At 53.6% G+C, this 19,862-nt stretch carries 16 protein-coding genes; 7 read left to right on the plus strand and 9 right to left on the minus strand.

What is annotated here, in order from left to right:
* Window positions 1-34 precede the first annotated feature (34 nt).
* Window positions 35-1,324 (plus strand): RNA polymerase sigma factor, encoded by a 1,290-nt coding sequence (locus PLIM_RS02910; protein WP_013108825.1) that lies wholly within the window; start codon window positions 35-37, stop codon window positions 1,322-1,324.
* Window positions 1,325-1,377: 53 nt separating this feature from the next.
* Here PLIM_RS02910 and PLIM_RS02915 read toward each other — a convergent pair whose 3' ends face one another.
* Window positions 1,378-2,454 carry a DUF1559 domain-containing protein gene (locus PLIM_RS02915; protein ID WP_013108826.1) on the minus strand — a complete coding sequence of 359 codons (1,077 nt, stop codon included), beginning with the start codon at window positions 2,452-2,454 and terminating at the stop codon, window positions 1,378-1,380.
* Between the two features lie 384 nt (window positions 2,455-2,838).
* Between PLIM_RS02915 and PLIM_RS22305 the strand changes: the two genes are divergently transcribed.
* Window positions 2,839-4,404, plus strand: a complete 1,566-nt coding sequence (locus tag PLIM_RS22305; protein WP_013108827.1) for a flagellar basal body rod protein-like protein — start codon at window positions 2,839-2,841, stop codon at window positions 4,402-4,404.
* Between the two features lie 66 nt (window positions 4,405-4,470).
* Window positions 4,471-5,598, plus strand: coding sequence for a ribosome small subunit-dependent GTPase A (rsgA, locus tag PLIM_RS02925; protein ID WP_013108828.1), 1,128 nt, complete (start codon window positions 4,471-4,473; stop codon window positions 5,596-5,598).
* A 38-nt stretch (window positions 5,599-5,636) separates the two neighbouring features.
* Here rsgA and PLIM_RS02930 read toward each other — a convergent pair whose 3' ends face one another.
* The 3 genes from PLIM_RS02930 to PLIM_RS02940 form a co-directional block, all read right to left on the minus strand.
* Window positions 5,637-6,332, minus strand: a complete 696-nt coding sequence (locus PLIM_RS02930; RefSeq protein ID WP_148226953.1) for a hypothetical protein — start codon at window positions 6,330-6,332, stop codon at window positions 5,637-5,639.
* A 2-nt stretch (window positions 6,333-6,334) separates the two neighbouring features.
* Window positions 6,335-7,303 carry a sugar phosphate isomerase/epimerase family protein gene (locus PLIM_RS02935; RefSeq protein ID WP_013108830.1) on the minus strand — a complete coding sequence of 323 codons (969 nt, stop codon included), beginning with the start codon at window positions 7,301-7,303 and terminating at the stop codon, window positions 6,335-6,337.
* Window positions 7,304-7,420: 117 nt separating this feature from the next.
* Entirely contained in the window at window positions 7,421-8,470 is a 1,050-nt protein-coding gene (locus PLIM_RS02940; protein WP_013108831.1) for a bifunctional heptose 7-phosphate kinase/heptose 1-phosphate adenyltransferase, read from the minus strand.
* A 67-nt stretch (window positions 8,471-8,537) separates the two neighbouring features.
* Here PLIM_RS02940 and PLIM_RS02945 point away from each other — a divergent pair, with 67 nt between their 5' ends.
* Window positions 8,538-8,828 (plus strand): hypothetical protein, encoded by a 291-nt coding sequence (locus PLIM_RS02945; protein WP_131818374.1) that lies wholly within the window; start codon window positions 8,538-8,540, stop codon window positions 8,826-8,828.
* Between the two features lie 332 nt (window positions 8,829-9,160).
* Here PLIM_RS02945 and PLIM_RS02950 read toward each other — a convergent pair whose 3' ends face one another.
* Both PLIM_RS02950 and PLIM_RS02955 read right to left on the minus strand, forming a co-directional pair.
* Complete coding sequence (locus tag PLIM_RS02950; RefSeq protein ID WP_013108833.1) at window positions 9,161-10,345, minus strand: hypothetical protein; 1,185 nt, start codon at window positions 10,343-10,345, stop codon at window positions 9,161-9,163.
* 414 nt (window positions 10,346-10,759) lie between these two features.
* Entirely contained in the window at window positions 10,760-11,536 is a 777-nt protein-coding gene (locus PLIM_RS02955; protein ID WP_013108834.1) for a Spy/CpxP family protein refolding chaperone, read from the minus strand.
* A 346-nt stretch (window positions 11,537-11,882) separates the two neighbouring features.
* On the opposite strand from PLIM_RS02955, the gene PLIM_RS02960 reads away from it, so the two are divergent.
* From PLIM_RS02960 to PLIM_RS02970, 3 genes are all read left to right on the plus strand, one after another.
* Window positions 11,883-12,605, plus strand: a complete 723-nt coding sequence (locus PLIM_RS02960) for a TetR/AcrR family transcriptional regulator (RefSeq protein WP_052301475.1) — start codon at window positions 11,883-11,885, stop codon at window positions 12,603-12,605.
* A 71-nt stretch (window positions 12,606-12,676) separates the two neighbouring features.
* Window positions 12,677-14,218 carry an efflux RND transporter periplasmic adaptor subunit gene (locus PLIM_RS02965; RefSeq protein ID WP_013108837.1) on the plus strand — a complete coding sequence of 514 codons (1,542 nt, stop codon included), beginning with the start codon at window positions 12,677-12,679 and terminating at the stop codon, window positions 14,216-14,218.
* Window positions 14,215-17,403: an efflux RND transporter permease subunit gene (locus PLIM_RS02970; RefSeq protein ID WP_013108838.1), complete on the plus strand. Its 3,189-nt coding sequence runs from the start codon at window positions 14,215-14,217 to the stop codon at window positions 17,401-17,403. The genes PLIM_RS02965 and PLIM_RS02970 overlap by 4 nt, the downstream gene beginning before the upstream one ends.
* A 44-nt stretch (window positions 17,404-17,447) precedes the next feature.
* Here the strand turns inward: PLIM_RS02970 and PLIM_RS02975 are convergent, their stop codons facing one another.
* The 3 genes from PLIM_RS02975 to PLIM_RS02985 form a co-directional block, all read right to left on the minus strand.
* Window positions 17,448-17,837, minus strand: coding sequence for a CoA-binding protein (locus PLIM_RS02975; RefSeq protein ID WP_013108839.1), 390 nt, complete (start codon window positions 17,835-17,837; stop codon window positions 17,448-17,450).
* 40 nt (window positions 17,838-17,877) lie between these two features.
* Window positions 17,878-18,468: a putative metallopeptidase gene (locus PLIM_RS02980; protein WP_013108840.1), complete on the minus strand. Its 591-nt coding sequence runs from the start codon at window positions 18,466-18,468 to the stop codon at window positions 17,878-17,880.
* Between the two features lie 168 nt (window positions 18,469-18,636).
* Complete coding sequence (locus PLIM_RS02985) at window positions 18,637-19,623, minus strand: adenosine kinase (protein ID WP_013108841.1); 987 nt, start codon at window positions 19,621-19,623, stop codon at window positions 18,637-18,639.
* Window positions 19,624-19,862 lie beyond the last annotated feature (239 nt).

Genomic DNA, 19,862 nt, shown 5'->3' on the forward strand with positions numbered 1-19,862 from the left:
GTCGAATCGCAAAAGTTCGAGGCCGGAAGACGCGATGAGTGGTTCACAAAATGCTGCTGATTATCGCGTGACTTCCGGGGAATGGCATCTGGCGGTCGAACGCGTGGCCCGCGAGAGCTATGGCCGGCTGATTGCCATCATCTGTCGGAAGACGAATGACCTGGCCGCTGCAGAAGATGCCCTGGCGAGCGCTCTGCTGACCGCACTGGAAACGTGGCCACACAGCGGGTTACCAGTCGATCCTGAAGCATGGCTGATTCGAGTCGCGCAGCGGAAATGGCTCGATGAGACCAGGCATACGCAACTGCGAGATCGTGTGCTCCGCGAAGTCATCAGCCCGGTCATGGCTCTCCTGCAGGAGAAATCGGCAATGCACTCGACCGAAGTTCCTCTGCAGGATGATCGGCTGGCCATGATGTTTGCCTGCGCTCATCCCGCGATCGAACCTTCGATGAGAACGCCACTCATTTTGCAGGCCGTTCTGGGAATCGATGCGAGCCGAATTGCTTCGGCGTTTCTGATCAATCCGCAGACGATGAGTCAGCGTCTCGTCCGGGTAAAAAACAAACTGAAAGTGGCAAAAATTCCCTTTGAATTGCCACCTGAGCACGAATGGCGGGATCGACTGGATGATGTTCTCAGTGCCATCTATGCGGCCTACGGAACGGCCTTCGATGAAACGATGTCTGGTCAGTCTGGTACCCGAGCTCTCGCCAGAGAAGCCATCTGGCTGGCACAAGTGGTTCAAAAAATATTACCTCAATCTGCCGAAGCGGCAGGGCTGTATGCACTCCTGCTCTTCTGTGAGGCGCGGCGTGACGCCAGGCGTGGAAGCGAAGACCAGTATGTTCCGCTGCTCGAACAATCGCCGGAACTCTGGGACGGGGCAATGCTCGATGAAGCCGAAGCCACTCTAAGTGCCGCTTTTCAACAACAAGCCCCGGGTCGATTTCAATGGGAAGCGGCGATTCAATCGGCCCATTGTGCCCGGCGGCACTTTACTTCGGGGCAGGCGGTTGTGGACTGGCCAGCGATTGCCGTGCTCTATGAGGGATTGCTGAGCTTTGCACCCTCTCTGGGTGCGAGAGTGGCTCAAGTCGGGGCTTTACTGCAAGCGAACCAGATGGAACAGGCGAAGGAACGATTCGCTCTGATTCCGCGCGAGGCATGCAGAACTTATCAGCCCTGGTGGGTGGTTTCAGCGGAACTCGCTCGACGGCAAGGCCAAAACAGTCAGGCCCACAGTGATCTCATGATCGCCATGGGCCTGACGGAAGATGCCGCAGTGAAAGATTTTCTGGCCAGGAAGGCCGCCAATCTCTAATTGTGAGACTGACTTGAGTGTCACGTTAGAAATCGGCGATTAGAAGTCGCTAATTAGAAATCACCAGTGACTTCGCCACCAGCACGAGTTCCCAGTGCACCCCAGACGCCATGTGGGCTGGGCCCGCCGAGTGTATTGGCGTTGGCCCCGAGGCCACCAGCATCGATGTTATCGGAGATGAATCGGACAGCACCGTCAGCCATCAAAGCATGAACACCACCTGTGTGATAGCTGCTGGCAGAGAGAACGCTGCTGGCTGCATCAGACGTGGTGTTGGTGTCATTTGTACAAGAAGGGGAGTTCGGAGAGAGAATCGGGGTGAAGCCCACATTCTCAGCCTGAGCATCAGCCCAGAATGAGCTGAACTTCCCTTTGACGTTGGTCGACGTTGTAAAACGACGATTCGCACTGACAGCAGCAACCGAAGTCACACACGAGCCAGGATTTGTGGTAATCGTCGCTACCCCACCCAAAGTACCACGCCGAACATCGACACTATTCTGAGACTGCCAGTCAATGTTTCCAATGCAACGCTCGGCGAATGCCAGAGTATTGCTCGTACCATCTGTAACATCGCGAACACCGTACGTTGCATTGCAGGCAAACAAACCATTCGTGCGGGTTTCGTCTCGGTTGTTGGTGATAAAGTCACCCATGTTGAAGGCATAGCTCACTGTGCCACGGGGACGAACTTCGAATGGATCTGATGGGCACTTGAGTGCCGCGATATTCATGTTGTAACCACTCCAGCCTGCCCAGGGTGCAGCACCTCCAGGTGCTACCGGAACAGGGGTGGCAGCTGGATTGCCTGCTTCGATGCTATTGTAAAATGGAGTTTGGTCGAGGTATGGAAGTAAGGAAATCATGCCCGTACGACGGTTGTAGTTTCCGTCGTTTCGAGAAGCATCGCCGTTTCCGCGTGTGCCACCTTTGCGGTAAACGAAAGAGCCAAAAACATCGTGGTAGTTGTGCAGTGCCAGGCCCAGTTGCTTCAAATTGTTACGGCACTGTGTACGGCGAGCTGCTTCTCGGGCTTGCTGGACAGCGGGAAGCAGCAGGGCAATCAAAATGGCGATAATTGCAATCACCACCAGGAGTTCAATGAGCGTAAATCCAGAACGTCTTGACATGAAACTAGCCTTTGTCGATGGGATTAAAAGAGAAGTCGGCAAGAAGAGCCGTAGAACCACTAACCTATTGTATCGGAAACCACGACAATTCAACAGGCGAAAACATCAAAATGTGTCGGTGTGTTTGCTGGCATTTTGAGAGTTTTCCCTGATGGGAGGTCGCAGATTGCAGGAACTTCGACCTTCATCAATGTTGATTGAATTGCTAAAATGCGTGAGAGTTATTGGCGAAAGATTCTTTCGGGAAATGACTTACGGCGAATTGTCACCACAGAATTCCGTGTTTTCATATTGACTCAGCGCTGCATTTGATTCCCGTGCTGATCAAAATCCTTAGACTCTGCCAACGACCTGAACTGATAGATCTGCTCGGAGAATCCCTGCATGAGCAACGAATCACCGAGTCCACAAGATTCCTCTCCGGTTACCCAGTTTTCCCAATCGTCGATGTTGACGAAGGTTCTTGTTGTTTGTGCATCCACAATTGGGGTGCATATTGCGTTGCTGAATCTATGGCCTCATGCCGAGAGCTTTCCCCCAAGGCATCGACCAGCCGAGGACGCGCGTGCCGCAGCGTTTGCTGAAAGCCGTCAGGCGGCAAAGCTCTCGGAGAAGGAGGCGGCACTTTCTGGCAGCAGACTGCTCGCCAGTACGGGATCGCGGACGAATCATTCCTCTGGCGGAACCGAACCACGCATTTCCGAACCTGCGCCGTTCCAACCTCACGCATCGCCATTGCCTCTGTCTCAGGCAGACAGTGGCCCTCCCAATGAATTACCGCTGAAAGAACCCGCGACCTTGCCGGATCTTCCTCTGGAGACCCCGGTGCAAGTGCCGAATTCACCTTCCCAAGCTCCTAAAGCTCCATTGGATCACAGCGCTCCTCGTTCACCACGTGAAATGGCGGCTCGCCAACAACGTCTCGACGTCATCAAAAAGGAGTTGCCGAACGCCAGCGAAGACGAACTCAATATCTGGGTGGAGCAGTTCCAGGACGTCCCTGTGGAATCGCTGAGAGATCTCATTCGGCTGAGGCAGCAATTCCCTGTGGGATTGCCAAAATCTTCCCTGGAAATCGGCTCTCAGAATCCTGGGATTCCCGGAAACTCGGATCAACCGTCGGGCCGGGACTCGAATGCGATCCCATCGCAGCCCGATGAAACATTTCCCGGAGAATTTGGCAGCCACCAGATTCCTGCTCCTTCCAGCGGTGAGGTCTTGCGCACAGCCGATGTGATCGAAGCGGTGGCTCCAGAAATTCGAGTCCTTCGCGCAGCACAGCACATTCACCGCCAGAACATGGCTCAGGCGAAGACAATTGGTTATCGCCGCCGGGTGGTCCAACTCCAAAGCCATGGCACTCCACTGGCAGATCAAGTGCCGACTTTGAGTACGACCATCGACCCAACACCCGGCGAATGGATCATTACCGAAAGACCCCTGGACCTCGCGATTCAAGGCTACGGTTGGTTTGTTGTGCGACATGATCAACAACAACTGCTGACACGGGTGGGCCATCTCGTCTGGAATGAAAACAGGCAGCTCGCTATCGAGATTGGCACAAGGTCTTATCCGTTGGACCCGCCCATCGTCGCGCCTGAAGGCTGCACACAACTGCTGATTGAAGAGACTGGCAACGTTCAAGCCGCCACAGCGGGGAGTGAGCTTTCATCGCTGGGTGTCATCACGATGGCCACAGTCCCCGATGCGACTCAGCTTCTGGAAAAACTTCCCGGCTTGTTTGCAACAACTGGCAAATCGGGAAACTTGACCTTCCATACCGCTGAGACGGCTCGATCTGGTAAACTGATTGCTGGCCGGTTGGAACAATCTAACGTGAACTCCGAATTGGAATTGCAGTTTCATCGGGATCTGGATGATCAGATCAGTTTGCTGCGAACTGCCTGGGAAGAATCGTTGTCGAGATTGAACTGGTCAAGAAATGAATGAATCTACCCCTGTGTTCCTCTGTGGAGTGAATTCATAGAGATCGGTTTTTTGCGGGATCTGCCACTTATGGCCAAAAAGCCGAAACCTCAACTGCGGGCCAACCTGCTGAAGAATCGCAGCACGCGGCAACGCAAGAATGATTTCACCAGAGATGTGGAAGTCGATGCGGACCGCGTTTTTGAATTGAAATCGAGCGAGCGTGTTCGCGGCCGCAATGAAATGAGCCGCAAACGCACCATCAGCGGTGCCACGCTGGATGGCAACCGGATTGTGCTCGAGATTGATCCCGAGAAGGCACTTTATGGTCGAGTCCTCTCTTCTGTGGGATCGACTCAATGCACTGTCCAGGTTGAAGATGGCCGCCGATTCATGTGCAGTGTCCGGCGCATTGTCAGAACAGTCGCCCGCGAAACCCGGAATGCCGTCGTGGCGGGCGATAAGGTCTGGATCACAGCCTCTGATGAGACAACGGGTGTGATCGAGCGAGTCGAGCCCCGCGAAGGAGTCCTCTCCCGTGGGCACCAGAATCGCGAACACATTCTGGTGGCGAACGTGAGCCAGATGCTCATTGTGGGCTCGGCAGCGCAGCCGAATCTGAAGCCAGCGCTCATCGATCGTTTTCTTGTCAGTGCCGGTAAGGGAGGCGTACACCCGATTGTCTGCGTCAATAAAATCGACCTGGTTGATCCCGTCGAGTTGGTCTCACTTTTGGGTTGGTATTCCCAGATTGGCTGCGACGTCGTGATGACGAGCGTGACCACTGGCTACGGTGTGGATCGATTGCGGCAACTGCTCAAAAATGAACAGACGGTCTTCGCCGGGCAAAGCGGTGTCGGGAAATCGAGCCTGCTCAATGCTGTTCAGCCCGGATTGTCTCTCCAGACCGGCCAGGTGAGTGAAGTCACGCAGAAAGGCAAACACACAACGCGGTACACACAACTCTTGCCACTGATTGAAGGTGGCTGGGTTGTCGATACGCCCGGCATCCGGCAGATGGAACTCTGGGATGTTCGACCGGAAGAAATCGAAGGCTATTTTGTCGAGTTTCGCCCCTTTGTGGCGCTGTGCCGCTTCCCCAGTTGCCGCCATTATCGGGAAGAAGATTGTGCCGTGATCCGGGCTGTGCAGATGGATCTGATCCCACGAGTACGCTACGAGAGCTATCTGCGAATGATGCTCGGCGACGACGCCTGAAATACTTGATTGCAGAAGTGAGCCGTTGCAAACCTTCATTAACTCGTCGCTGTCATATTCGACTTGGAAGAGTATTTCTGAAACTGCCCGCCAATGAAATTGGAGAGGCCTTCCCAGTCCTCTGGATGATCCACTTGGGAGCGTGTCAGGATTACAAATGTAGGTCCACCGCGAATTCTTAGTGCAATAGCATCCCGGTTCGATTGAAAAAGATCAAATCGCTGCCATGCAAATCGTGAAGTAGAGTCCGGATAGATGAGCCAGACAGCTTCATCAGCAATAACAGTGGTTCCAACCTCAAATATGCCTAGCCCCTTTTCTGCCATCATCGTGAAATATTTTTTGTTTCTACGGTTTGGCAGAAAGATCCATATCACCATGATACCTGTTAAAACAAAAAACAGAATCCGGCTTTCGAAATGAGCAATTGAGCTGAACTGAATGGCGATGAATGAAATCGCAGCTGCCAGAACAATGCACCAAAAAAGAAGATTCAAAGACTGACTCTTCCCTCCGGCTGCCAATTGGTAGCCAGAACAGGCATCATTCACGCTCGGCGGCTTCTGGATGACAAAACGAGGCAGATCTTGTTTCAGTGTGAAACTATCGATCAGTAGATCATCGATGTTAAGAGATGAGTGGTTAGGATTTGGCATTTCAATGCTCAGGAAGATACGTCGCAAAAGCCCAGTACAAATCCATCCAAAACCTAGTAGTGTGCCCCATACCTTCACATCTAGGCATCCAGCAGTTTTCGGAGTGTCTCCACGTAGCGGGGGATGGCCTCGTCGGGGCTTTCGGCGGCTTCGTATTCGAGGATGAGATAGCCCTGATAGCCGGCATTCTTCAGTATGGAAAGAATGCGTGGGATATCGGCCAGTTCCTTCTTGCCGTCGGTCTTGAACATCTCCACCTTGAGCTGCGCATTGATGGCGAAGGGGGCAATTTTTTCGAGATCGGCATAAGGATCCGCCGTCCGAAAGTTCCCGCTGTCAAAATTGATTCCAAAGAAAGGAGAAGCGGGAACAGCGTGGTAGATTTTGAGGAGTTGTTCGGGTGTGGCAGTGATCCCGCCATGATTCTCCAGTGCCAGGCAAACCCCTTTGCTGGCAGCATATTCGACCGCTTTGGTGATCCCCTTCACGCAGCGTTCGAAGGCAATTTCCTCGGTGTCTCCTTTAGCAACTTTCCCGGCGAAGATACGAATCACCGGTGCCCCCAGCAGAACGGAGTTGTCGATCCACTGCTTTGTCATCGCCATCTGGGCGTCGAGAGCCGGGCCTTCGGGAAGGCAGAAATCGTTCCCAATGGCTGTCCCCGTGATATCAAGGCCTTTACGGAATGCCTGGTTTTTGCAGGCGTAGAGGTACTCAGGCGAGACATCCTTGGGGAAGTAGTAGCTTGTCAATTCGCAGCCATCGAGGCCGAGCGAAGCGCAGTAGTCGATGAACGTCGGGATCGTCGCTCCCTTGGGAGGAGTCTTTTCATCCCAGGCTTTCGCGAGACGGGCATTCCAGGAGTATGCCGCCAGCGACAAGCGGGTCTTCTTCTTGAGCAGCTCATTGGCGGGAACCGCAGGTTCGCTGGCCAGGAGTGAACCTGATGATGCAGACAAGCCAGCCGCGGTAGCCGCAGCGACTGTCAAACCATGTGTGAAATCGCCAAAAAACTGCCGGCGGGAAGAAATGGGGAGGTTTTCTGGCATGCGGGTATTCCCTGGTGATGTTTCAGTGTGAGCGAACCTGCAGATTTCCATCGTACAAACGGCAAAGAACGCATTTGACCAGTCAAAGTATGACAACCAGCGGGTCGCGAATCCAAATTATTTGAACGAAAGTGAGCCGTGTTGCTCCTGCCATTGACGAAATGCTGCGAGAACCTGTGCAGGAGTCGCAGTTCCCGTTGCTCCCAATTGCTGGACAGTCACCCCCGCCACCAGATTGGCCACAATGGCGGCATCGATTACAGAACCACCAGAAGCCAGAGTCAGCACCGCACCCGCTGTGGCCCCATCGCCTGCACCTGTGGGATCAACCGGACCTGTGACCTTCAACCCCGGGATGAGCTGCTGTTTGGGATCACTCACGATGATCCCTTTTTCGCCCAAAGTCACAAAAACGGTCGCACCGGTTTCGGCCCGCAAGCGAGGGACGACCGGAATCAAATCTTTCTCATCAAGCTCGTCGCCAGGGAGTGGCTTGAATCGTCCGACCGCTTCGAACTGATTGGGCTTGATGATGATATTGCGGAAGTGGCGCACATTCCGTCGGCTATCGGCCCAGAAAGTCACTTTGGGAAACCGTAGTGCCAACTCAGCAAGGACATCTCGCATCGACGATGTGATGACGCCTGTGTTCTGAATTTCCACTTGATCCATAATGATCAACGCATCGACTCGCGGCAAAATGTGTGTGAGTGCCGCCGTAAGTTGGGCGATGACCGATTGCGGTGTCGGATGACGATTTCGCACATCGTAACGGTGCATTTCTCCCTGCAGGCCCGGGATATGAATTTCTGTCGGCTTGATGCTGGTGGGAGTGCGGATTTCAGGGCAACGCAGCAGGCCATCTGTCGAACAACCCAGCTTCCTCAACCCTTGATGGAGATCGTACCCTTCGCCATCATCACCAATGGCTCCCAGGGCATAAAGTTCCCCGGCACCTAGAGCGGCCAGGTTGTTGATCACTGTCCCCGCAGCACTGGGGCTACGGCGGACTCCCACCACCTGATGGGCTTTGCGACCTGTTTCCTGACTTGTTTCTAACAGGCCGGAATCAATCTCAAGGTACTTATCGAGAAAGAAATCTCCCAGAACTGCAATACGCCGCAAGGGGAACTCGCAAAAGAGCTTTTGGAGATCCTCGATGTTCATATTTCAATTCCGAATGAAGGCGACTGTCGATGGATGACGGATCCACATCAAATAGCGCAAGATATGCGTGAAGATTAACGGATTGCTCTCGATTATGGTAATCGGAGCAGCAGAATCCCGGAAAGGTGACCGCGTGATTTCTCAAGAACTGGCGATGGGTCTGGCACTGATCGGGATGAGCCTCTTCTTCCTGCAGCGCGCTGTGTGGATTGTGGCTGAAACCCGAAAGGGTCAATGGCTGAAGAGTCGTCTGGGTGAGGATCGAGCCGTGATGACTGTCCGCTTGATTGCCATGAGCTTTGCACTGATCGGTGGGCTGCTGGCTGCCGGTGTGATCGAACCATGGCGCTGGGAGTGAACTGCCATTTTGAGAGCTCAAGAAACTTTATGGCAGGATCGGCCCAAGGACTTTCGTTGAGCGACACTCTGCTGAGCGAAGTGATGGATGCTGCATGTTTTTTGCCCATAGATCTTTAACCTGTAGGCGGGTCTGGTTGATAGTTCACGCATGGAAGAACCCACGGCCACTTAAAAGACTCTTTGCCTCCCGGGAATGCTAGAAACGAAAAACTCCCGGCAGCCTCGCAAAGTTGGGTGCCGGGAGATGGATTACTCGGATCAAAAATTCAATAAGCCGTCAGTGGGTGAGCGTTCTCAAGGGCTGGCCTGACGCTCGATATGATCGGCCGCTTAGTTTCCATTTCCCGGATTGTTGGAATTGGCTGCTGCACTTTGCGGTTGAGGCAAACTGACGAGCACCCAGCGTTCGGTCTTGCCACGTCGATGAATGAGAACGGGAGCATCACCATCGGTCAGATTCTTAAGGCCCGCTTCCATATAGAAACCCTCGGAATCACCGACAGTCCATGCAGCCCGCTGTGTTTGTGGATCAACCATTCCATGAATCAGCTGAGTGTGGTCGGAAACGAGTTCTGTATAGTTACCTCGTAACACTCCCTGTTTGTTGATCGCCAGCTGCACTGTCAACTGAGGCTGCTGGTCTTCAGAAGGAACCAGGGCGAAGACGCCCAACGGCAACCAGTCATCAGCAGGTGTTGTCGTCGCGTTTCGTCCATTGTTGGCCATTTGCGCTGCCTGCTGACTGTATGCTGCAGCACTCCCTGCCACCTGGCCATTCACGACAACCATCTGGTTTTCATAATTGACGTTGTCGCCGTATCCGTAGGAGACAGCAGCGTTCGTCTGGTAGCCACAGTGCGCTGCCACTGCCGCGTGGCTGGCGTTGGTATAGGCGGCATTGGCTGGCCAGTTCGACGCTGTCCATGCCGCCTGATTGTCTCCATGCCATTCGGGTGTATAAAGGCTGGGATGATCGAAGGAATCCCTCACAGCTGCATAGCCCGCTGCGCCGGATACGGCTGGTTGATTGTTTTTAGCTGCCGTAGCGCCAACAGCAGCTCCCTGGGCACCGGACATTGTCGGCTGATTTTTATTGGCAGCAGCCGCACCAGCGGCAGCGCCTTCCGCTCCAGAAGCCGTGGGCTGATTTCGACGTGATGCGGCAGCACCTGCGGCTGCATCTTCAGCACCACTCGGATTGGATGATTTGTTTTTATTAGCTGCCGCTGCGGCCCCCTGTGGGTTGTTGGCATTGAAAGGATTTTTCTTGTCCTCATTGCCCGGCAAATCCCCCTGGCTGGTGCCAGGCTTTTTACCTGAAGGTGAAGACCAGGCGCCACCCGGCGGCTTGCTGCCAGATTTCTCTGCAGAAGAGCTTGATCCACCCGGGCGGCCGCCACCCGACTTATCTCCACCGCCGCCTTCCCCACCGCGCCCTCGCTGCTCTGCGGAAGCTGAAGATATCGCGAGGATCAATGTCAATAACATCACCAGTGGAGTTGCTCGATGCCGCATCACGTGTCCTTAGAATCATTACCCTGTGATCAGAATGCCAGAAGCTCTCGTGGACGACCATGGGCAAACCTCGCTGAAGACTGATCGGATAGTCCCGTAGAAAATGACGGGGTTGAGATCCAAGAAGCGACGATTTACGAATGTTGAGCAATTTGAGTTTATGACATCTAAACTAGAGCAATTTGCCCTCGAGTTCGCAAGGAGCACTGAAAGAACTTTCGGTGACGGTATTGGCTGATTATTAATCGCTGCTGGCATTTATCAGCTTATCAATAGTCATGTTATTAATAGCCTGTTTATGAATAATCGTGTCGTTGGTTAGTTAAAGGAGAAAGCCAGTGGTCTCTATGTCAGAGAAACCACTGGCTTCAGGTTGTCGCTCAGTCGGTAGGCGAAGAGATAAACAATTGATTCTTAGAGATCATCGGCAGGCGCCGCGGCAGGAGCTGGCCGATTACCGGGGCGACCCTGACCACGCTGACCTGGCTGTCCGGGTGCACCACCACGACCTCCAAAGCCAGGGTTTTCGGGGAAGGTGAATGAAGCTCCCTTAAGTTCTTCGAGTTTTGTCTTCTGTTCGGCTGTGAGAACTTCCATCATTTTCGCCTGAGCTTCCGTGCGTTTGGTACGCATTTCTTCCATCATTTTGGTGCGTTCTTCGCGGCTCATATCGCGCATACCTTCGAGATTTGGACGCGATGAGGTGCGAATTTCTTCGAGCTTAGTCTTCTGATCGGCAGTCAGTGCCAGCTTTTCAGCAACTGTTGGAATCATGAGGGCTTCAACTCCAGCACGCTGAACCTGAAGTTGTTCGAGGCGGGTGAACTGCTCGGGTGTGAGGATCGACTTGACGGAATCCGTCATCTTTTTGGTGTGTTCAGTCATGGCCTTTTCGCGTTCTTCGCGGCTCATATCGCGAAGATTTCCCATGCCCTCTCGCATCCCCTGCATCGTTTCACGGAATTTAGTCTTCTGGTCATCGGTAATCTTCAGTTCGGTCTGAACTTCGGGCATCATGAGCAGACCCATAGGGCCGCCACCCATTCCCCCACCCATGCTACCCTGAAAACCACCACGCTGACCACCGCCTGGAGGCTGTGCTGAAGCTGTGGAAATCCACAGACAGCTCACTGCAGCCACTGCTACGGCAACGCGGCCCGCTGACTTCAAAATTTGTTCAATCTTCAACATCACACACTCCCGAAAACCTGTGAAGAACCTGACTTGAAACCCGCTATTTGACTGACGATTCACACAAATCATCAGAGGAACCAGCGCCATGCTTGTTGCGAGCCACATCTGCTGTGGGCAAGGGCTCTCTCTGTCAAACACAGGTCACTGTCAGAAGTTCCGACGATCTCTTCGGCTTTTTGCGATTTCCTGCCTCTTGTCGATTGTCGAGCTCAATCGCTTCCGATTCTTTAGTGGAGTGATTGAGCAGATCACGCCCTCTTGACGTGAACCGGATCGGCGATATTATGTGACGGACGAGTCCGTTTAATAATTGTTCGTCAAGTTCTTCCCTGTCGGTGTCCCCATGAACTCACCCATCAAGCCCGGACGCCCTGCGAATCCCCAGTTGCGTAAGCAGCGCGAAGAGGAGATCCTTCAGGCGGCGGCGGCTCTCTTTGCAGAAAAAGGATACGCGCCGACCGATTTACAGGAACTTGCTCAGAGGTTGGGTGTCGGTAAGGGGACGGTCTACCGCTACTTCCCCACGAAGCAGGACCTCTTTCTCGCTACGGTGAAGCATGAGATTACGAGATTCACAACGACCCTCGAAAGCATGGTACCACGCGACGCTCCTCTCATTGAGCAGATGTCCCTCGTCATCGAAGCTTACCTGCAGTTCTTTCAGCAGAATCCGGATGTCGTCGAACTGATGGTGATTGAAAGATCACACTTCAAGCATCGACGCCCCACGTACTTCGATCTCGAAGACGATCCCTCCTGTGCCCGCTGGGATGCACTTGTTTCAGCACTCATGGAACAAGGGGTCATGCGCTCCATGCCTCTCGAAAAAGTTCGGCGGGTCGTGGGAGATCTCATCTATGGCACCATGTTTTCCAATTACATGGCCGGAAGAATCGCCAATCCCCAGGAGCAGGCTCAAGAAATTATGGATCTGCTCTATGGAGGCTTACTGACTGGCGAGGGATGGGAGGTCTGGAGGACCCACATGAACACTCTCTGCTCATTACGTCACCCGAACGATAACAAAGAGCCTCCGAGTTCAACGCCAGCCTCACATAGAAACTAAGTCTCCTCATTCATTGCCACACTGTATTCATTGCAAAACTCGATTCATTGCCACACTGTTTGGAAATTGACGTGACCGCGACTGCCCAGATCACCGATCCGAATCCTCCGCCCGCTATGATTCACCCGGCAACTCCCGCAAAGCCGGGATCGTCCCTGACCCGGGGCATCGTGATCGTCATAACGCTGGCTGTCGTCTCGCTGGTGGGATACTGGTTTTGGCGAGAAAAGTTTTCCTCGGGAAAGACGACAACTCCTCGGGATTCTCAATCGCTATTGGTAACTCAAGAAACCCGCCTCAGTGAGGGGGAAAGCACTCACTCTGTGGCTGCATCTCCAGGATCAAATCCTCAGGATTCACCTGATCTGGCCGCGAAGGCAAAACCGGCCGTGATTGTCACGACCAGCCCTGCCCTGGTCGCCAATGTGCAGCGGATGCTCAAAGCGGTGGGCACGCTCGAAGGATTTGAAGAAATCAGCCTCAGCCCGCAAGTTGGTGGGAGAATTCTGGCAATCCACAAAGAAGTGGGTGATCTCGTCGCACCGGGTGATCTGCTCATGGAGATCGATCCTCAGGATGCCCTGCTGACGGTCAAGGAATGCCAGAGTGCTTTGGATCTGGAACTCTCGAAACTGGGTTTGAAGGAACCGCCGGGGCAAAACTTTAACGTCGAGGCTGTCCCGGCCGTCCAGAAGGCGATGTTATTGGAACTGAATTCTCTTCGCACTTTGGAGCGAGTGCGACAACTCGCCTCTCAAAAAGTCACGACTCAGGATGACCTGGAACGAGCCGAAACAAATTACGAAGTGGCCAAGGTCGAGGCTCGCCAGCAACGATTGCTGGCTGGAGAAACGATAGCCGCCATTCGCCAGAAAATTGCACTTCTAAAAACGGCTGAAAAGCGACTGCAAGATACGCGGGTGGTGGTCCCGACACTGACCTGCCTCGAAGGTGATGTCAAAGTTCCCTGTTCGCCACAATTGACCGTGGCCGAGCGTCATGCTTCGGAAGGCGAAAATGTTGTCGTGACTCAGATTTCCCCCGTCTTTCTTCTGGTGATCGAACATCCTTTGAAGCTGAAGGTATCACTTCCTGAAAGAGTCATGGGACAGGTCAAGACCGGGCAAAAAGTGCGGGTAACCATTGAAGCCTACCCTGGTGAGATCTTCACCGGCGAGGTGAAACGCGTGAACCCGACCATTCAGAGAAGCAGCCGGACGTTTGAAGTTGAAGTGGCGATCCCGAATGAAGATCGCCGCCTGAAATCTGGATCTTTTGCTGTCGCTCAGATTCTGACGGATCACCGCCCGACGGCTGTCGTGGTACCTGAATCAGCGATTGTGAGGTTTGCCGGGGTGGTCAAGCTTTTCAAAGTGACGCCGCAAAAAACAGTGCGGGAAGTTCTCGTGATTCTTGGCGAACGCATCGAGCAGCAGGTTGATGGCAAAAGCGTTCCTTATGTGGAAGTGACGGGTGATCTTCAGCCAGGTGAAACCGTCGTGACATCCGGTCAGTCACAACTGGTCGATGGAATCGCCATCACACTGCGTGAGCCTGCACCGAATACGACTTCTGAGGCAACTGCTGCTCCAGCGAAAGGAGCCCACCAGTGACCATCTGGGAACTTTGCATTCGCCGTCCGATCTTTACCACCATGCTGGTTTCAGCGCCTGTCATTCTCGGGTTAGCCGCTTATCCCAGGTTGGGGGTGGAGCTGTTTCCGAATGTGGATGTCCCGATGGTCACGATCACCACCACGCTTCGCGGAGCGAGCGTGGAGGAGATGGAGACTGGTGTCACCAAACCCATTGAGGAGATTGTCAATACGGTCGCCGGGATCGATGAGTTGAAATCGACGACGAAAGAAGGCTCTTCTCAAGTCGTGATTGGCTTTGATCTCGACAAAAATGGCGATATTGCTGCCCAGGAAGTCGATGCGAAAGTTCGCACGATTCTTTCGCAATTGCCCGAAGGAACCGACGCGCCGATCATCGACAAATTCGCCGTTGATGCGACACCTGTACTGACGGTCGCGATTTCAGGCAAACGCGATGAACGAGAAATCACCGAGATTGCCCGCCGGCAGGTGAAGGAAATCCTGGAGACTGTGCCCGGAGTGGGCTCAGTCGCGATGGTGGGCAGCCGACAGCGAGCGATCAATATCTGGATCGACCCTGATCGATTGCAGAAGTTCCCAAACCTGACGATCGAAGATGTGCGACTGGCTTTGCTGCGTGAAAATCAGGAACAACCCGGGGGGCGTGTTGATCGCGGAACAAGCGAAGTCGTCTTGAGAACCATGGCCCGTATGGCCACTCCCCAGGAGTTTGAGAGCCTGATCATCGCCAATCGCGGTGGTCAGCCTGTTCGCATCAGTGATGTGGGGCGTGTGGAAGATTCCATCGAAGAACCACGGGGCTTAAGTCGGCTGTGGACGCGAGCCGCTGATGGGAAAAATGTTTCCCAAGCGGGCGATGCTGCCGTCAGCCTGATCATTCAGAAACAATCCGGCACGAACACCGTCAAGGTCGTTCACGAAATTAAAGAACGCATTGCCGAACTGCAGGCGATTTTGCCCGCGGATATTCAGCTCAAGGTGATTCGTGATCAGTCTCGGTTTATTGAAAACTCGATGCATGAAGTGCAGGTGCACTTGGTACTGGCGGCAGTTCTGGTCAGCCTGACGATCCTGCTCTTTATGCGCGACTGGCGAACGACCTTGATTGCCGCACTCTCGATTCCAACTTCGATGGTGGCGACATTTGCCTTCATGGATTTTATGGGCTTTACCGTCAACAACATCACCATGTTGGGGTTGATTCTCGCAGTCGGAATTGTGGTCGATGATGCGGTGGTTGTTCACGAGAACATTTTTCGCCACATGCAGGAGTATCAGCTCTCAGCCATGGAGGCGGCTCGATCGGCCACCGCAGAGATTGCACTGGCTGTGGTCGCGACAACGATGTCGCTGCTGGTGATCTTTCTCCCGGTGATCTTTATGGGCGGGATCGTGGGGCGATTTTTCTCCAGCTTCGGATATGTGGTGGGCTTCTCCATTCTCATGAGTATGCTCATTTCATTCACGATGACACCCATGCTCTGCTCACGCTTTTTGAAGCTGGAAACCGGTCATCATGGGGAAGGCGGCTGGTTCTGGCAAAGGATTGTGGCTGCTTATGTGGCGATTCTCCGCTGGGCGATGAGACATCGCTGGGTGATTGTGGCCTCTTCCATTCTGGTTCTCTTTTCGACACCAGTCCTCTTTGTGGCGGTTGGGAAAGACTTTGTGCCCAAAGATGACCAGAGCGAGTTTGAAGTTTCAGTCAATCTTCCAGAAGACTATACTCTGCAGCGGGCCGATGAAGTGTTGACTGAACTCGACCTGCGCATTCGCCAGTTACCGGGAATCACTGATTCGTTCATCACAATTGGCGATACGACCGGGCGGATTACCAAAGGTCAGGGAGAGGTCAATAAAGCGACGATTTACTATCGAATTCTCCCGATTGCCGAGCGAGATTTTTCTCAGTTCGATGTGATGAGTGACGCCCGAAGGCTGCTCGTTCAATACCCGGATCTACGGGCCGCCGTGCAGGATGTGGCGGTCATTCAGGCAACCGGAATCCGGCAGGTGGCCATTGACTTGAATTTACGTGGCCCGGACATGGAGAAGCTGCAGGAGTATTCCGATCGCATCATCGCCTGGATGAAAGAGCGCAAGCATTATGTCGATGTGGATACCAGCCTTTCCTTTCGTAAGCCCGAACTTCGCGTGATTCCACTTAGAGAACGGGCCTCGGAACTGGGCGTCTCTGTGGCGGCAATCTCGACGACAGGGAACGTCCTCGTGGGTGGGCTGCCTGTCTCCAAATACAAAGAAGCCGATCAGCAATACGATGTCTGGCTGAGAGCCGAGCGGGACCATCGCTCCAGCGCTGCGGAAATTGGGCGATTGACCGTTCCTTCCACCAAGACATCGACCGGTGTTGTCGAACTGGCGAACGTCGCCCGGTTTGAAGATGCGTTTGGCCCCAGCACCATCGAACGATTTTCCCGTCAGCGGCAAGTCGTCGTCATGGCGAACCTCGAAGGTTTTGCCCTGGGAAAAGCGGTGGATGAACTGACGGCATTCGTGAAATCGATGGATCTCCCAGCCGATTATCGCTGGGAGTTCATTGGTCAGGCGCGTGATATGAGCGATGCGATGGGATACTTCTTTATTGCGTTTATTCTATCAATCATATTCATGTATATGATTCTGGCGGCTCAGTTCGAAAGCTTTATCCACCCCATTACAATCTTGCTATCACTTCCGCTCACAATCCCGTTTGCGATTCTGTCTTTAATTTTGTTGGGGACTAACCTGGATATCTACGCGATGTTTGGTTTGTTCATGCTGTTTGGGATTGTGAAGAAAAACGGGATACTCCAGGTGGACTATACCAATGTGCTCAGGGCACGGGGTGTGCCGCGTGATGAAGCGATCATCGAGGCGAATCGAACGCGGCTGCGTCCAATCATGATGACGACCGTGATGCTGGTAGCCGCGATGATTCCGATGGCTTTAGGGGAAGGCCCGGGAGCTGCCGCTCGGGCCGGGATGGCGAAAGTGATCCTGGGGGGACAGGCTTTGTCACTGCTGTTGACGTTGCTTCTGACACCTGTCGCCTATTCGATCTGGGATGATCTGGCGATTCTGTCGGCACGGTGGTGGCCCGTGGGATTACGCCAAAAATCGAAGACGCCCGATCTTGTCAGCGATCCAGCGGAAAGGTTGGGCACCTCATTCCCTGTCTGACCTGCTCGAGCCAAGAAAACGTGCTGGATTGTGGCCATCACGAATCAAGCATCGCCAAACGCCATGGGTGTGGTGCCGATGTCGATAATGCTGCAGGCGATGATGACATTCAGCCCCAGGGCGGTGGCTTTCTCGTAGAGTTCGTCACTTTCACTCCCGGGATTGAGCCATAACTCCTGAGGCTTAAGCTTGGCGATTTCGTCCATCATCGAAAGCCCGACAGCAGGCGGGACGTACATCGAAACTCGATCGACAGGCCCGGGTAACTCACTCAGCTTCGAATACACCTTCAGACCCTCAATCTCGCCACCTTTCGGATTGACGGGAAATACCTGAAAACCCTGTGCCAGATGGGCGCGGAGTGACTTGTTGCCATACTTCGTGCGGTCAGCACTCGCTCCAACAATGGCGACAGTCGGCTGGGGCTTGGTCATGCAGAAACTCTTTCTCAGTAACGACGCTTGCTGTTAACGATCATGCTGTGCGCAGGTCGGGAATTCTCAGCATTTTGGGAATGGGAATCTTGAGTCCGACGACTGAGCCATACTCCTGTTCGAGCTGTCGAAAATTGAAATTCAGGAAGTGGCAAAGCTCTTTCGGGGGATTGAGCTTCAGATACTGATCGACAAACTCGCCCATCTGACGGTCATATTCATTCTGACTATGGCTATGCACATGATAACGACCACCTAACCGGCGGATGTCCCCGTTAAAGTCGGCACTGATGTGATACAGTTCGTGGCAGATGGTGATGAGTTTCTCACGGAATGTCTGCTCCTGAAAACGGGGCAGGTAAAACGTGAGAATGTAAAGGATTTCCTGCTCGCCCGCGAAGAGGCGGCGAATTGTCCAGTTGTGCCGCCCGCGTCGAGTGACGAGATTGCCATTTTCAAACCGCATGGGTGTGAGCTTAGCCTGAAGACCATAGGGGACACTTCGCCTGGCCTGGGCAAAACCAATCGCCACCTGATCCATATCGATATGCCGAAACTCTGGCAGACGAATCGTGAGATCATCGCAGAGTCGCCTGATGGCGTGGCAGAAATCGAAAGAAGCACCCTTCACGACGAGATTCCTTTCTCGCACACTCTTTCGTGCTGGAACTCACCACTCATTCCTCGCAGTAAACTCTGCCAGGAGTTGAGATGCAAGAACCCATCTGCAAACTTCTTGTAGATCATGAGGAAGTGTCATTCACTGCCTCAGGATCCACTGAGGGGAAAATCTTTTGCTCTACAGGCTGGCAAAGCGAGCCACTTCTTGAGGTGTGAATTTCCGCGACAATCGTGCCCCCAGTTGCGAGACAACTCGACCAGCCGCCTGCGAAGCCAGATGGCCTGCCTGCCGATACGAAAGACCATTGGACAATCCATACAGGATGCCAGCCGCATACATATCGCCGGCCCCTGTCGTATCAATCGGGCGAACGGGAGTCGCTTCAATAGGAATCACCTGATTGTCCCGCAAAATCAGTGAGCCATCGCCACCCAGTGTGAGTGCCACATCAGCCGCCAGATGATGCAGTTGCTGGGCACAATCGACAGGCTCGGTCTTCCCAGTGAGACTGCGCGCTTCTTCGAGATTGCAGAACAAGAGGTCCACCGGGCCTGCGATCAACTTGAGGAACTCATCTCGAAAGAGGTGAATCAAAAACGGATCGGAAACCGTGAATGCCACTTTCACCTGATGTTTTTTGGCCAGTTCAATCGCTCGGTAAGCGGCAGCTCGTGTACTTTCCCCCGTGAACAGATACCCTTCGACATAGACGTATTGCGATGCCGCAATCTGTTCTTCACTCAGGTCTTCAGGCCCAAGCGTGGCCGAAATTCCCAGGTGAGTGAGCATGGTTCGCTGGGCATCTTCTGTAATCAGAATGACCGACGTCCCCGAAACACCCGTGCCGAGCGGTGTGTCGACCGTCACCCCCAGTGCCTGCATATCGCTCAACCAGAAGCGACCAATTTCATCATCGGCCAGCTTGCCGGCATAAGCCGCAGTTCCGCCAAAATCGGCAATACCAGCAATCGTGTTTGATGCAGAACCACCCGCACAGCGATTCACCGGGTGACCTTCCAGACTTGCCAGGACATGGCCTTGCTTGTCGGATTCGACCAGCGTCATCACCCCTTTGGTGAAACCGATTTTCTCCAGTAGCTCATCCGAGATTCGGGCCTGGATATCTGTGATCGCATTGCCCACACCGTAAACATCAAATTTCATGCGTTCAGCCTGCCTGCATCCGCCCACTCGCAACGGCGAGTCAGCGATAGGTTGTTACAGATTCCCCAGAGGAATCCTGTCGGGGAAAGCGTAGCGGATTCCTCACTGTGACTGAACTCTCCGCCAGAGAAAACTGCTATGCAAAATTCTGGTCATAATCGTTAAAGGCAGAATGATCTGGAAGAGTCGAACACCTCAAATCTCTGAAAGCGGGAGCCTTGTTCGTCATTGGCCGCCTT

The sequence above is a fragment of the Planctopirus limnophila DSM 3776 genome, assembly GCF_000092105.1.
GTDB classification, from domain to species: domain Bacteria; phylum Planctomycetota; class Planctomycetia; order Planctomycetales; family Planctomycetaceae; genus Planctopirus; species Planctopirus limnophila.

What these genes read in the sequence shown, in the direction of transcription:
- PLIM_RS02910 (WP_013108825.1), top strand. Translation starts at nt 35, where the DNA reads ATGAGTGGTTCACAAAATGCTGCTGATTATCGCGTGACTTCCGGGGAA.
- PLIM_RS02915 (WP_013108826.1), bottom strand. Translation starts at nt 2,454, where the DNA reads ATGTCAAGACGTTCTGGATTTACGCTCATTGAACTCCTGGTGGTGATT.
- PLIM_RS22305 (WP_013108827.1), top strand. Translation starts at nt 2,839, where the DNA reads ATGAGCAACGAATCACCGAGTCCACAAGATTCCTCTCCGGTTACCCAG.
- rsgA (WP_013108828.1), top strand. Translation starts at nt 4,471, where the DNA reads ATGGCCAAAAAGCCGAAACCTCAACTGCGGGCCAACCTGCTGAAGAAT.
- PLIM_RS02935 (WP_013108830.1), bottom strand. Translation starts at nt 7,303, where the DNA reads ATGCCAGAAAACCTCCCCATTTCTTCCCGCCGGCAGTTTTTTGGCGAT.
- PLIM_RS02940 (WP_013108831.1), bottom strand. Translation starts at nt 8,470, where the DNA reads ATGAACATCGAGGATCTCCAAAAGCTCTTTTGCGAGTTCCCCTTGCGG.
- PLIM_RS02950 (WP_013108833.1), bottom strand. Translation starts at nt 10,345, where the DNA reads ATGCGGCATCGAGCAACTCCACTGGTGATGTTATTGACATTGATCCTC.
- PLIM_RS02955 (WP_013108834.1), bottom strand. Translation starts at nt 11,536, where the DNA reads ATGTTGAAGATTGAACAAATTTTGAAGTCAGCGGGCCGCGTTGCCGTA.
- PLIM_RS02960 (WP_052301475.1), top strand. Translation starts at nt 11,883, where the DNA reads ATGAACTCACCCATCAAGCCCGGACGCCCTGCGAATCCCCAGTTGCGT.
- PLIM_RS02975 (WP_013108839.1), bottom strand. Translation starts at nt 17,837, where the DNA reads ATGACCAAGCCCCAGCCGACTGTCGCCATTGTTGGAGCGAGTGCTGAC.
- PLIM_RS02985 (WP_013108841.1), bottom strand. Translation starts at nt 19,623, where the DNA reads ATGAAATTTGATGTTTACGGTGTGGGCAATGCGATCACAGATATCCAG.